This is a genomic window from Paracoccus sp. MKU1, assembly GCF_001447385.1.
Taxonomy (GTDB): domain Bacteria; phylum Pseudomonadota; class Alphaproteobacteria; order Rhodobacterales; family Rhodobacteraceae; genus Paracoccus.
Genome location: NZ_LLWQ01000001.1, coordinates 1 through 12,502 on the forward strand (window position 1 = coordinate 1; position 12,502 = coordinate 12,502).

10 protein-coding genes and 6 pseudogenes are annotated in these 12,502 nt (G+C 64.8%); 11 read left to right on the top strand and 5 right to left on the bottom strand.

Annotated elements, in window-relative coordinates; all coding sequences use genetic code 11:
- Positions 1–208 (bottom strand): annotated as a pseudogene (locus AQY21_RS27240) (hypothetical protein); the annotation flags it as partial.
- Between the two features lie 75 nt (positions 209–283).
- Here AQY21_RS27240 and AQY21_RS29470 point away from each other — a divergent pair.
- The 11 genes and pseudogenes from AQY21_RS29470 to AQY21_RS00050 all read left to right on the top strand — a co-directional run.
- Positions 284–391, top strand: a pseudogene (locus AQY21_RS29470) (phage tail tape measure protein); the annotation flags it as partial.
- Positions 391–1,017: pseudogene (locus tag AQY21_RS00010) on the top strand (TIGR02217 family protein). The pseudogenes AQY21_RS29470 and AQY21_RS00010, both read left to right, overlap by 1 nt.
- Positions 1,014–1,898: a DUF2163 domain-containing protein gene (locus tag AQY21_RS00015; protein ID WP_058095873.1), complete on the top strand. Its 885-nt coding sequence runs from the start codon at positions 1,014–1,016 to the stop codon at positions 1,896–1,898. The pseudogene AQY21_RS00010 and the gene AQY21_RS00015 overlap by 4 nt, the downstream one beginning before the upstream one ends.
- Positions 1,895–2,357: pseudogene (locus AQY21_RS00020) on the top strand (peptidase). The gene AQY21_RS00015 and the pseudogene AQY21_RS00020 overlap by 4 nt, the downstream one beginning before the upstream one ends.
- Before the next feature lie 3 nt (positions 2,358–2,360).
- Positions 2,361–6,315: pseudogene (locus AQY21_RS00025) on the top strand (glycoside hydrolase TIM-barrel-like domain-containing protein).
- Between the two features lie 9 nt (positions 6,316–6,324).
- Positions 6,325–7,578, top strand: coding sequence for a hypothetical protein (locus AQY21_RS29205; RefSeq protein ID WP_065169865.1), 1,254 nt, complete (start codon positions 6,325–6,327; stop codon positions 7,576–7,578).
- A gap of 70 nt (positions 7,579–7,648) precedes the next feature.
- A complete protein-coding gene (locus tag AQY21_RS00035) occupies positions 7,649–8,392 on the top strand; it encodes a DUF2793 domain-containing protein (RefSeq protein ID WP_058095874.1) in 744 nt (247 codons plus the stop codon).
- Between the two features lie 23 nt (positions 8,393–8,415).
- The gene (locus AQY21_RS00040; RefSeq protein WP_065169867.1) at positions 8,416–8,646 is read left to right on the top strand and encodes a hypothetical protein; all 231 of its coding nucleotides are present in this window, start codon (positions 8,416–8,418) and stop codon (positions 8,644–8,646) included.
- Positions 8,647–8,704: 58 nt separating this feature from the next.
- Positions 8,705–9,109, top strand: a pseudogene (locus AQY21_RS30080) (YcbK family protein).
- A gap of 15 nt (positions 9,110–9,124) precedes the next feature.
- Positions 9,125–9,400, top strand: coding sequence for a hypothetical protein (locus AQY21_RS29485; RefSeq protein ID WP_238986644.1), 276 nt, complete (start codon positions 9,125–9,127; stop codon positions 9,398–9,400).
- On the top strand, positions 9,397–9,636 hold the full coding sequence (locus tag AQY21_RS00050) for a hypothetical protein (protein ID WP_238986645.1): 240 nt from the start codon (positions 9,397–9,399) through the stop codon (positions 9,634–9,636). Before AQY21_RS29485 ends, AQY21_RS00050 begins: the two co-directional genes overlap by 4 nt.
- Before the next feature lie 171 nt (positions 9,637–9,807).
- On the opposite strand, the gene AQY21_RS28245 is transcribed toward AQY21_RS00050, so the two are convergent.
- The 4 genes from AQY21_RS28245 to AQY21_RS00065 form a co-directional block, all read right to left on the bottom strand.
- On the bottom strand, positions 9,808–10,353 hold the full coding sequence (locus tag AQY21_RS28245; RefSeq protein WP_152988020.1) for a hypothetical protein: 546 nt from the start codon (positions 10,351–10,353) through the stop codon (positions 9,808–9,810).
- Positions 10,354–10,967: 614 nt separating this feature from the next.
- A complete protein-coding gene (locus AQY21_RS00055) occupies positions 10,968–11,759 on the bottom strand; it encodes a hypothetical protein (RefSeq protein WP_058095876.1) in 792 nt (263 codons plus the stop codon).
- Complete coding sequence (locus AQY21_RS00060) at positions 11,752–12,180, bottom strand: DNA cytosine methyltransferase (protein WP_058095877.1); 429 nt, start codon at positions 12,178–12,180, stop codon at positions 11,752–11,754. Before AQY21_RS00060 ends, AQY21_RS00055 begins: the two co-directional genes overlap by 8 nt.
- A 62-nt stretch (positions 12,181–12,242) precedes the next feature.
- The coding region (locus tag AQY21_RS00065) for an integrase core domain-containing protein (RefSeq protein WP_058095878.1) at positions 12,243–12,502 on the bottom strand (260 nt) is incomplete at its 5' end.

Genomic DNA, 12,502 nt, shown 5'->3' on the forward strand with positions numbered 1-12,502 from the left:
GCCGTATTCCTTCGGCGCGTCACACCACCGCAAGTCATTGCGATTGACGAAGATTATCCCGCTCAGCACATGCCGGGCATCCACGCGCGGCTTGCCCATCCTCAGGAAAACAGTCCCCCGGACTGTTTTCTGATCTTCGGATACTCTTGGGAAAGAAGGGCCGTAGCCGCTCCATATGCGCCTCGCTCAGCCAGAAAAGATTGCTCATCGATCAGCTCTCCTTGCGGAGCCTGAAGCACGCCAAAGGCCTGAAAGCAATGGGTCTGGAGCCTAAGGCAATCCGGTCACGGTCAACATCGCCGCGCGGGATGCCGAGTCCTTCCGGCAATCCCGCGCCCAGATCAGCGCCGATATCGCCCGCGCCGTATCGATGGACAGGAGGGGAATGTAATGGCGTTTCACGAGGTCCGGTTCCCGGACAATATCAGTCGCGGCGCGCGCGGCGGGCGGGAACGGCGCACCCAGATTGTCGAACTGGCGTCGGGGGACGAAGAGCGCAACGCCTCATGGGCGAACAGCCGCCGCCGCTATGATGTGGCCTATGGCATCCGCAGGGCCGATGACCTCGATGCGGTGGTGCAGTTCTTCGAGGCCCGCAACGGGCGGCTGCACGGGTTCCGGTTCAAGGATTGGGGCTATTACAAATCCTGCAAGCCGTCAGAGGCCCCTGCGGCAACAGATCAGTTGATCGGAACGGGTGACGGCAGCCAGACCGGGTTCCAGCTTGTGAAGTGATACACTTCCGGCGCGCAGACATGGGTCCGCACGATCACCAAGCCGGTGGCGGGCAGCGTCCGCGTGGCCGTGGACGGCGTCGAGGTCGCGTCGGGCTGGACCTTGGACAGCACCACCGGGATCCTGACCTTCGGCACCGCGCCCGGCAATGGCGTGGCGATCCGCGCCGGGTTCGATTTTGATGTGCCCGTCCGCTTCGACAGCGACACGCTGGACGTGACCCTCGATATCGAGCGGCTCGGCTCGATCACCTCCATTTCCCTGATCGAGATTCGGCGATGAAATCCCTTTCCCCCGCGTTGCAGGCGCATCTGGACGATGGCACCACCACGCTGGCCTGGTGCTGGAAGATTACCCGTTCCGATGGCGAGGTTCTGGGCTTCACCGATCACGACCGGGTGCTGTCGTTCGGCGGCACGGATTTCGAGCCGGAAAGCGGCTTCACGGCTTCGGAAATCCGCGGCGGCGCTGGCCTCGCGGTGGATTCTCAGGATGCCGAAGGGGTGCTGACCTCGGATCGGATCACCGAGACCGATATCATCGACGGGCGCTGGGACAATGCGCTGGTTGAGGTCTGGCGCGTGAACTGGCGGGCGACCGGGCAGCGGGTGCTGCTGCGGCGCGGCTCGATCGGCGAAATGCGGCGCGGGCGCGTGGCTTTCGTGGCCGAGATTCGCAGCATGGCGCATGTGCTGGGGCAGACGGTCGGCCGGGTCTATCAGGGCACCTGTGACGCGGCGCTTGGCGACGGGCGATGCGGTATCGATCTGAACGGCCCGACCTATACCGGGACCGGGGCGGTGGTCGATCCGATCCGCGACCGATCCTTCACGGCATCGGGCCTCGGGGCCTTCGCGGGCGGCTGGTTCGCCTTCGGTTTCCTCGAATGGACCGGCGGCGCGAACGCGGGTCGGGCGGCAGAGATCATGCTGCACGAGAAGGCATCCGGAGTCGTCACCATCACGCTGCTGGAAGCGCCGGTGCGCCCGATTGCCGGCGGCGAGGGCTTCACCATCCGGGCGGGCTGCGACAAGAGGTCGGCGACCTGCGCCGCCAAATTCTCGAACATCGTCAATTTCCGCGGCTTCCCGCATATCCCCGGTCAGGACACGGTCATCCGCTATGCCAGCGCGGATGGCGGGCATGAAGGGGCGGTGCTGTGAGGCCCGCCGATCCGAAGAAGGTTGTGGCCGCGGCGCGCGGCTGGCTGGGCACCCCGTATCACGATCAGGCAAGCCGCAAGGGTGTGGGCTGCGACTGCCTCGGGCTGGCGCGTGGCATCTGGCGCGAACTGGTCGGCACCGAGACCCTGCCCGTGCCACCCTATTCCCGCGATTGGGGTGAGACCGGGGGAGCCGCGAGGTTCTGGCCGACAGCGCCGCACAGGTGATGATCCGCATCGACCCGGCCGAGGCGGGCCCCGGCGCGGTGGTGCTGTTCCGCATGCGGGCCGGGGCCATCGTCAAGATGTCGGGATCCTGACCGGGCCTGACAGCTTCATCCACAGCTATGAGCGGCTCGGCGTGATCGAGGAACCGCTGACCACCGCCTGGCGACGGCGCATCGCCTTCGCCTTCCTGTTCCCCCGCCCGGCACCTGCCCGGTGCAAGAAGAAGTCCTGATCCATGGCAACACTTGTTCTGGCCTCTGTCGGCGCATCCATCGGCGGTGGTTTCGGCGGCGCGGTTCTGGGGCTGTCCGGAGCCGCCATCGGCGGCATGATCGGATCCGCTGTCGGATCCATGGTTGATAGCTGGATCGTCTCGTCCCTGGCACCGGGCCAGAAGATCGAGGGCCAGCGCATGGACAGCCTGCGCATGACTTCGGCCACCGAGGGTGTTGTGATCCCGCGGCTCTATGGCAGGATGCGGCTGGGCGGCAATATCATCTGGGCCACCGACTTCCGCGAGGAATCGAACACCACCCGCCAAGGCAGCGGTAAGGGCGGGGGACAAAAGGTCACCACCACCGAATACCTCTACTATGCCAGCTTCGCGGTGGCGATATGCGAGGGGCCAATCGCCGGCATCGGGCGCATCTGGGCCGATGGTGAAATCGTGGATCTGAGCGAGGACACCTGGCGCTGGTATCCCGGCGATGAGGCGCAGATGCCGGATCCGTTCATCGAGGCGAAGATGGGCGCGGGCGCAACGCCGGCCTATCGCGGCACCGCCTATGTGGTATTGGAGGAACTGGCGCTCTCGCGCTTCGGCAACCGCATCCCGCAGTTCAGCTTCGAGGTGTTCCGGCCGCTAGACGATGCGGACACGGCCGAGGGTCTTGTGCCCGCCGTCACCATCATCCCGGCCTCGGGCGAATTTGCCTATGCGACGGAAATTGTGCGCAAGAGCGGCAGCGAAGGCGACAGCGCCGTCGAGAATGCGAATGCCATGGCTGGCACGGCAGATATGGCGGTCGCGCTGGATCGCCTCGAATCCATGGTGCCTTCGGTCGGCAGCGCCTCGCTGGTGGTGTCCTGGTTCGGGGATGATCTGCGCGCGGGTCAATGCACGATCCGCCCCAAGGTCGAAATGGCCGACAAGGCCACCACGCCGGAATGGAAGGTCAACGGCCTCGATCGCGCCTCGGCGCAGGTGGTCAGCTATCAGGACGGCAAGCCGGTCTATGGCGGGACGCCTGCGGATTTCTCGGTAGTGCAGGCGATCCGCGAAATGAAGGCGCGCGGGCTGCGCGTCACCTTCTACCCTTTCATGATGATGGACATTCCGACCGGCAACGCGCTGCCCGATCCGTGGTCGGACAATGCGGCGAGCATCGGCCAGCCGGTGCTGCCCTGGCGTGGCCGGGTCACCTGTTCGCCCGCCGCAAGCTTCGCGGGGACCGTGGACAAGACCGCCGCAGCGGCCTCGCAGGTCAGCGCGTTCTTCGGCAATGCCCAGCCTTCGGATTTCACGATCTCGGGCGACAGCGTGGCATGGACCGGCGGCGCGGATTGGGGCTTCCGGCGCATGATCCTGCATTACGCCCATCTCTGCGCCGTGGCGGGCGGCGTCGATGCCGTCCTGATCGGCTCGGAAATGCGCGGGCTGACGCAGATCAGGTCCGGGGCTTCGACCTATCCCGCCGTGCAGCAGTTGCGCGACCTTGCCGCCGATGTGCGCTCGATCCTCGGCGCGGGCACGAAGATCAGCTATGCCGCCGACTGGTCGGAATATTTCGGGCATCATCCGGGCGACGGCAGCGGTGACGTGTTCTTCCACCTCGACCCGCTCTGGACCGACGCGAACATCGACTTCGTCGGGATCGACAATTACATGCCACTCTCCGACTGGCGCGACGGCTGGGAGCATGCCGATGCGCAGGTCTGGCCCTCGATATACGACCGGGCCTATCTGCAAGCGAACATCACCGGCGGTGAAGGCTTCGACTGGTTCTATGCCAGCGAGGGCGACCGTGTCAGCCAAACCCGAACCCCGATTACTGACGGGGCAGGCAAACCTTGGGTTTTCCGGCCCAAGGATATCCGCGCGTGGTGGTCGAACCAGCATTTCAACCGGCCGGGTGGTACCGAGACGGGATCCCCGACCGCATGGGTGCCGCAGTCGAAGCCGATCCGCTTTACCGAACTCGGCTGCCCTGCCGTGGATCGCGGCCCGAACCAGCCGAATGTGTTCTATGACCCGAAATCCTCGGAATCCTTCTTTCCGCATTTCTCGCGGGGCTGGCGCGACGATGCGGTCCAGCGCGTCTATCTGGAAGCGACCTATCTCTACTGGCGCGACCCGGCCAATAACCCGGCCTCTGACGTCTATTCCGGGCGCATGGTCGATGTGGCCGAATGCGCGGCCTGGACCTGGGACGCGCGGCCCTATCCGTTCTTCCCCGAACTCTCGGACCTCTGGGCCGATGGCGAGAACTGGCGGCTGGGGCACTGGCTGACCGGGCGGCTGGGCGCGGTCTCGCTGGCCGCCCTCGTGCGCCACCTCTGCCTGCGGGCCGGGCTGCCAGAGGCGTGGATCGACGTGTCCGGTCTGACCGGCGCGGTGGATGGCTATGTGATCTCGGCGCTGGAATCGCCCCGGACCTCGATCACCATGCTGGCGCGGCATTTCGGCTTCGACGCGGTCGAGAGCGAGGGCGCGATCCGCTTCATCATGCGCGGCCGCGCGCCCTCCGCCACCATCGCGCCCGACGACATGGTCGCGGCCTCGTCCTCGGGGGATGTGATGGAACTCACCCGCGGGCAGGAGACCGAACTGCCGCAGGCCTTGAAATGGCAGGTCGGCCGCGCCGATGAGGATTACGACAGCATCACGGTCGAGGCGCGGCGGATCACGGTCGATGCCAGCCGCGTGTCCTCGGACAGTTTCGCGGTCGCGGTGCCGCCCGAGGAAGCCGACCGCCGCTGCCGTCGCGCGCTGATGGAGGCATGGGTGGGGCGCGAGACCGGCACATTCAGCCTGCCGCCTTCTCGGCTGGCGCTGGATCCCGGTGATGTGCTGCTGCTCGACCATGACGGGCGGCTGGCGGAAATGCGCATCCTCTCGGTCGCCGATGGCGATGCCCGTGGCGTCGAGGCAATCCGGCAGGATCGCATGGCCTATGACCTGCCGCCCGGCAGCCCGCGCGCGGCCTCGCTGGCCCGGCCCGTGGTGTTCGGGCCGCCGCTGGTCGAGTTCATGGACCTGCCGCAATTAAGCGAGGATCACAGCCCGCACCAGCCGCTGGTCGACGCGTTCGCAAAGCCGTGGCCCGGCCTGATCGCGGTGTTCCGCAGCGCGGAAGAGGACGGCTTCGAGGTGCTGACCACCTTCAGCGGCCGGGCGCGGATGGGGGCGCTGGTCGCGGACCTGTATTCCGGCCCGACCTCGCGATTCGATTACGGCAATTCGGTCTATGTCGATCTGCTGACCGGGACGCTGGAAAGCGTCACCGATGCGCGGCTGTTCGCGGGCGAGAACAGCCTTGCGGTCGAACAGCCATCCGGTGCCTGGGAGATCCTGCAATTCAGCACGGCGGAACTGATCGCGCCGGGTCGCTATCGCCTGTCGCGCCTGCTGCACGGCCAGCGCGGCACCGATGCCGATATGGCGGCGATGGTGCCCAAGGGCGCGCGGGTGGTGGTGCTGGACGCCGCGCTGGCAGCCCTGCCCATCACCGAGGCCGATCTGGGCCTGCCATGGAACTGGCGCACCGGCCCGGCCTCGCGGCCGGTCAGCGACGACAGCTATGTGGCCGAGACCTTCACCCCGCGCGGCATGGGTTTTGCGCCCGTTCTCGGCGGTCCATGTCGAACAGCCCTGGCGGCGCGCGCGCAGCACCGGCGATCTGACCATCCGATGGGTGCGCCGCGACCGCGCGCTGGCCGCCGATAACTGGAACGCGGTCGAGATCCCCATGTCCGAGGCCAGCGAGGCCTGGCAGGTCGAAATCCGCGACGGGGCAGCGGTCAAGAGAACCTTGACAGCTTCGACCACCAGCGCCGTCTACACCGCCGCGCAGCAGACAGCCGATTGCGGTGCGCCGTTAGGCCCCGGCGCATCCCTCGATATCCGCATCGCCCAGATCGGGCAGGCCTACGGCGCGGGCGCGGCCCCCGTCACCACCCTTTTCTTCTGAGGATCGGAAATGCTGAATACCTGCAATGTCTCGGGCACCGTCTATACGCCCGACGGGCGGCTGGCGCGAAACTGTCGTGTCAGCTTCCTGCTGGCACATCGCCGCGTCATGCCACAAGCGGACATGACCATTGTCCCGATGCGGGTCGAGGCCGGGACGGACAGCGACGGCACCCTGTTCTGGACGGATGAGGAAGGCGCTGTCTTCACCCATGTGCCCCTCGCCCCCGGCGGCTATGAGGCCCATATCTTCGACCCGGAGGGCGCTCCCTTCCCGCCCGTCAATCTGGGTGTTCTCGATGAGGATTCCGCAGAGTTTTCGGCGCTGATCGACGCGCCGCCTCCTGTCGTGGTCGTTCAGGGTCCGAAAGGGGATCCCGGCGATGACGGGCTGTCGACCTATGAGGTCGCCCTTGATAACGGTTTCGTCGGGACCGAGAGCGAGTGGCTGGCCTCGCTGGCGGGGCCTCCGGGCACTGACGGCAACGATGGTCTGGATGGCGCACCGGGCACAGACGGCCTTGATGGTGCCTCAGCTTACGAAATCGCTGTCGCCAACGGATTTGTCGGCACCGAGGCTGAATGGCTGGATTCGCTCAAGGGGGAGGGTGCCGACCCTGCCGAGTTCGAGGCCCTGCGCGATGAGGTTGTGGCTGCGCGCGGCTCGCGCACCAGCCTCGGGCTGCGGATTTCGACCATCTCGGATTTCGCCTGCCCCAACGCGGGCCAGGCGTTGCCGGGCAGATATGTAGATCAATCGTTTCATGGCACGGCGGCGAACAATTACACTCCGGGCCAGCGTCGGCTTGAGATTTCACCTTTCTATACCTCGCAAAGCCTTCTGGTGGATCATATCGGATTTCTTGTTCAATCCGGGAGTGCGGGCTTCATCGGACGAGCCTATATCTATTCAGCAACGCCGGAAGGCTGGCCGAATGCCCTGCTTTACGAAGGGCCGGATCTTGACCTTTCGGCCTCGGGGTTTGTCGGAGCCGATCTTGCCGCGCCGTTTTCCTTTGAGACGGGCAGAACCTATTGGCTGGGCTTTCGGAATGTGGATGTCGGCGGCGCGCAACTGCGCGCTGTCCCCACCTCAAATTGCGTGAACCTCGGGCTTCTGGGGCCGGATTCCAACCAATATGTGACGATCCTGCGCCGTTCCCTTACCGCGGCGGCGGCGGCACCGGATCCTTGGGCTTTTGTAGAATCCGACATGGTCGGAAACGTGACGCCTGTTTCGTTCCGCATGCGGGTGGCCTCTTGAGGCGGCCCCTCAGGTGATCGCTGCCCGCTGATCGGAAGCCCGCCTCTCCCCAAAACAAAGGACGATCTACATGCCCAGCACCACAACGCACCTCGCGCTGCCCTTCATCATGGCCTCTCAGGCCCAGAAGCATGTCACCCATAACGAGGCGTTGCGGCTGCTCGACGGCATCGTGCAGCTTTCGGTCCTCGATCGCGACCAGACCGATCCGCCGGGCAGCCCCGCCGAGGGGGACCGCTATATTCCTGCCGCCAGTGCGACCGGCGCATGGAGCGGCTGGGATGGCAGCATCGCCTATTGGATCGACGGGGCGTGGATGCGAATCCAGCCCGCGCCCGGCTGGCTCGCGTGGGTGGCGGACGAGGCGCAGGCCATCGTCTGGACCGGATCGGCATGGGTGCCCGTCGCGAACGCCATGGGCTTCATCGCTCAGTCCGCGTCCGTCGCCATAGCCCGCGGGCCGAACGACGCCACCACCGGCATGGCGGTGGCAGAAGAAACCCTGTCCGGGCTGTCCGGGGCGAGCCGAAATTCCACTATCAAGATCCCCGACCGCTCCATCGTTCTCGGCGTATCCTGTCGAGTCATCACCGCGATCACCGGAGCGGCATCCTTCGACTGCGGCATCGCCGGCGAGACCTCGAAGTTCGGTGGCTCGCTGGGCATCGCAGCGGGCAGCAGCAATATCGGCGTGATCGGGCCGCAGGCATTTTATGCCGATACCGCTATTCGCCTGACCACCAACGGATCGAACTTCACGGGCGGCGCGGTGCGGATTGCGATCCATTACCTGACCTGTGTCGGGCCAAGCTGAAAATGATGCAGGAAAGGCACCTGATGGAACTGATCAAGGAATGGTGGGGCGCGATCATGGCCGTTAGCGGCCTCGGCGTCTGGATGATCCGCCTCGAAAGCAGCACCAAGATCGCCATGCGTGTAATCGCCAGACTGGAACGGCAGATGGAGTCCGATCGTAAGGCGGCACAGTCCGCCCGGCAGGAAACCAACGACATGCTGCGGGAAATGCGCGGCGACATCAAGCGCCTGCTGGAACGCAATCGCTCCTGATCCCGCCTGTGCGCCAGCGCACGGATCAAAACCCGATCAATAAATCCGCCCCGCCATCGTGCGGGGCTTTTTCGAGAGGAAACCCCATGACCTATTATCAGAACTGGCGGAACGTGCCGGAAAGCGCCTGGCGCTGGCCGGATTTCAGCCCCGCCGAAATCGCCTGCGTGGCGACGGCAAGCTGCTGGTTAACGAGGATGCTCTGGACAGGTTGCAGGCCCTGCGCAACGCCCTGGGCAAGCCGATGATCATCAATTCGGCCTATCGCAGCCCCGAACATAATCGGCGGGTCGGCGGCGCAAAGGCCTCGCAGCACCTCGAAGGCTAGGCGTTCGATGTGTCGATGGCGAACCATGACCCGGTCGAGTTCATGGCTGCCGCGCGCAAGGCCGGATTCCGGGGCATCGGCACCTATCCCCGGTCGAACTTCGTCCATATCGACATTGGCCCGACCCGAACCTAGGGCGATCCGTTCCCGGTGCGCGCCAGCCGCTTTGCCGCGGATGCCGAGCCTGCCCGCGAGCATCTGGCCGACAGCCGCACCCTGAAGGCCAGCGGGGTCGCAGGCGTCGGCACGGTCGGCGCGGCGGGCGTCGAGGTGGTGCGCGATGCGCTGGCCGAAGCGCAGGGGGCGGTCCAGCCGTTGATCGGCCACCTCGACACACTGCGCTGGGTGTTCATCGCCCTCGCGCTCGGCGGGATCGCGGTGACGATCTACGCCCGGCTGGATGATTGGAAGCGGGGGCGCAGGTGATCGCCTTCCTCGCCTCGATGTGGCGGCGGGCGCTGCCCTGGCTGGCCCTCGCCGCCGCCATGCTCCTGTTCATCCTCGGCGCGCGGCGCACCGGCGAGAAGGCCGGGCGCGCGGCCGCGCGTCTCGAAAGCACCGAAAGGACCAATGATGCGCTGCGCCGGATGCTTGAAGCCGGGGCTGATCGCCCTCGGGATCGTGACGATCTTGTCGAGCGGCTGCGCAAGGGCGATTTCTGACCACGCCGCCTGCCCGCGCGTGGTCGAGTATCCGCCCGGGTTCCAGCAGCGCGCGGCGGCAGAGGTCGAAGTGCTGCCGCCTGGCGCGGCGGTCGAGACCTTGCTCGCCGATTACCATGTCATGCGGCGGCAGGCGCAGGTCTGCGTTTGGTGAACCTTACAGATCCCCGATCAGACAAGGGCATCATCTTCGTCATCATCGTTGGGTGGTGTGGATGAGCGATCCGGTTCATCCTCAGCCGCCACCACAGCAGACACTTCCGTCGATGGCTGTTCATCGCTCCGATCAACCTCCAAGAGCCACCCGGAACGACCAATCGACTTAAACCCTTCGGTTTTAGACAGAATCGCGCTCAGGTTGCTCACCGGCTCTTTGCCACCGATCTCAACGCCACGCTCCACCAACATGCTGTAAAGTTCTCTGGTGGGGGTCGGGGACGTGCGTCCTCGGATTAAATCCGCACTCAAGGCAACGGCCTTGACACGGGCTTCGGACGGCTGCCTGCCTTGACTTTCCTTTGGCCCCCGCGATGGTTCCTGCGGCGTTCCCCGGCCCGAATCAACCTTCTCTGGCTCCACTTCCGATACCGCTCCCCCCTCGTAGAGGCGAAGCACATCTTGTAGGCTGCGCAGCTTCAAATACCGTGGGTCGCGGTGGAGATCGGCTTCCAGAGCCGATATTTCCGCTCGCAGGGACGTCAGGAACTGGCTAGCCATTGCAGGAATCCTCCGATATTCGCTGGGAGCATACACGCCCCCACAGAAAAGCGCCAGAGCATCTCTGGGATCTCTTGTGCGAGTGGGAGGGGTGCGATATAAGTACGTGTGGGCTTCCCACCAACATGACTCGGAGACGAACATGACAAGAGACCGGGGTCCGTCGCGTTGCCATCTGCCCGGCACAGCGTGACCTTAAACGGGAAAAGCCAGACCTGACGGTCTGGCTTCCCAGATAGGCGGAAATCAGCGCGGGCCGAGACCCGTGGAAATCCTCTACTTCACACCCAGAGTATTCCACAAATCGCGGCCCGCATCAAGCGAAGCCCTCTTCCGAGAAGGAGAAGGGCATGGCCGGTCACCTCTGGATCAGGCGCTACAAGCGTCGTCGGTTCGGTTGCATCGAGCATGTCTGCGCTCATTGGCGTAGCTTGCCGAAGTAACTGACGGCTCAGTCGGTTTCCTGCGCTCTGCGTTAGCGGCCCGGGGAACGGAGATCACATCAACCCAACTTGGCGGCGCATCGCGCCGCCTTTTTTCGTTTAGTCCCTCACAGTTCCCCTGAATTGCCATCCGATTTTCTCGGCTGGACCTCCCGACGCATCGAACAACGATCAACCCTCGCGATAGGTTCGGATCGCTTCGCGGTCCAGATCGCGGGCCGGAACGAGACGGTAGTGCCGTTCCTCAACCACACGCACCTCATCATCGACGAGAGCGAGTTCGAAAAGCGCGACGACCTGGTCTTCCATGAACTGCGCAGCGATAGCGCGGGCGCGGAGGCCGGGGAACTTCTGCTCGACGAACCGTATGTCCTGAGTCGTCTGCACGATCCCGATCTGATCCTTCCCACCCTTGGCTTGCACCGGAATGACATAGTGGCATCCGCGCTTGTCCAGGCCGATGTATAGCTCGTCGATCTCGATCTGGCCGATGCCCTTCACGGTCGTTCGAAGGTGGTTTTGAAGGCTGTAGGTCGTGAGCCCCAGAAACGTGTCGATCAGCTGGTTGTACCGGACGATGGCCAAGAGGGCCTGTTCGTCGTCCAAGGCGTAGGCCCGGATGATTTCCGGGGTCGCGTCTGGGATCGCGATGCGAACGAGATCAGCCCTCGGCACGATGCGATTAATCCGCACCAGCTTGAACCGATACGCCGCCTTTCCGGCGCCTTCGATGATCCACTCCGTGCCCGCCGGCTGGGTGGCCAGAATGTCGTTGGGCAGTGCCGTCCGAAAGCGGAAGGAGTAGATCACGTCGCCGAGGTTCTTCGGAAGACGGATTCCGAGTTCGGCCGCGCTGTGTTCGAGCGCCTCGCGCTCGAACTCGAAAACCGCAGTGCCCGGAACGTAGCGGTCGAAGAAGATCTTGGAAATCAGCGCCTGATAGCGGTTCGACTTGTCAGCCATGGGCGACCCGCAATGCTATCATCTCGGCCTCGATATCCGCCTGCTTGCGCTTCTTCGCTCCGCTCTTGCGGTCGCGGCCGGTCTTGGGCGGCGCGATCCCGAAGTGTGCGGCAGCAGTCGAAACGTCCATTCCCAGCAACGCCGGATCGCCGAGCGGCACGGCCGCAACCGGCCGAGAAGGCGTAATACCCAAGGCCGCTATCACCTCGGCGGCAACTGCTCGCGCCAATGGCGGCGGAACCGCGTTCCCGATCTGCCTGGCCCCATGCCACTTCGTGACGTTGAAGCGAAACCAGTCCGGGAACCCGTGAAGCCGGGCCATTTCGCGCACCGTCACGCATCGGGCGTAGCGATAGTGGATCGGCCGCGGACTCGTGAAAGCCCCCCTCGATCCGTCCGTGCCCGCCCGCAGCGTGTTCAAAAGAGGTGGTTCGGTTTATCTGAACAGGTTCGGGGCGTTTTTTAAGTGGATTTCCGCCTCGATTATGCCGCCGCCGCTTCGGGTGTCGGCTGGTTGAAGTAGGCCTGATCGGGCGTTTTCCCGTCAAGTGATGAATGAGGCCGACGGCTGTTGTAAAAGCGAAGATACCTGCCGATCCCGGCGCGGGCTTCCGAGACGCAGGCATAGGCCCGCAGATAGACCTCCTCGTATTTGATGGTCCGCCAGAGGCGCTCGACGAAGACGTTGTCGCGCCAGGCGCCCTTGCCATCCATGCTGATCTTGATCTCGCGGGCGGCCAGCA

Excerpts from the sequence above, each read along its gene's own strand:
- AQY21_RS00015 (WP_058095873.1), top strand. The coding sequence starts at position 1,014 with ATGAAATCCCTTTCCCCCGCGTTGCAGGCGCATCTGGACGATGGCACC.
- AQY21_RS29205 (WP_065169865.1), top strand. The coding sequence starts at position 6,325 with ATGCTGAATACCTGCAATGTCTCGGGCACCGTCTATACGCCCGACGGG.
- AQY21_RS00035 (WP_058095874.1), top strand. The coding sequence starts at position 7,649 with ATGCCCAGCACCACAACGCACCTCGCGCTGCCCTTCATCATGGCCTCT.
- AQY21_RS00040 (WP_065169867.1), top strand. The coding sequence starts at position 8,416 with ATGGAACTGATCAAGGAATGGTGGGGCGCGATCATGGCCGTTAGCGGC.
- AQY21_RS28245 (WP_152988020.1), bottom strand. The coding sequence starts at position 10,353 with ATGGCTAGCCAGTTCCTGACGTCCCTGCGAGCGGAAATATCGGCTCTG.
- AQY21_RS00055 (WP_058095876.1), bottom strand. The coding sequence starts at position 11,759 with ATGGCTGACAAGTCGAACCGCTATCAGGCGCTGATTTCCAAGATCTTC.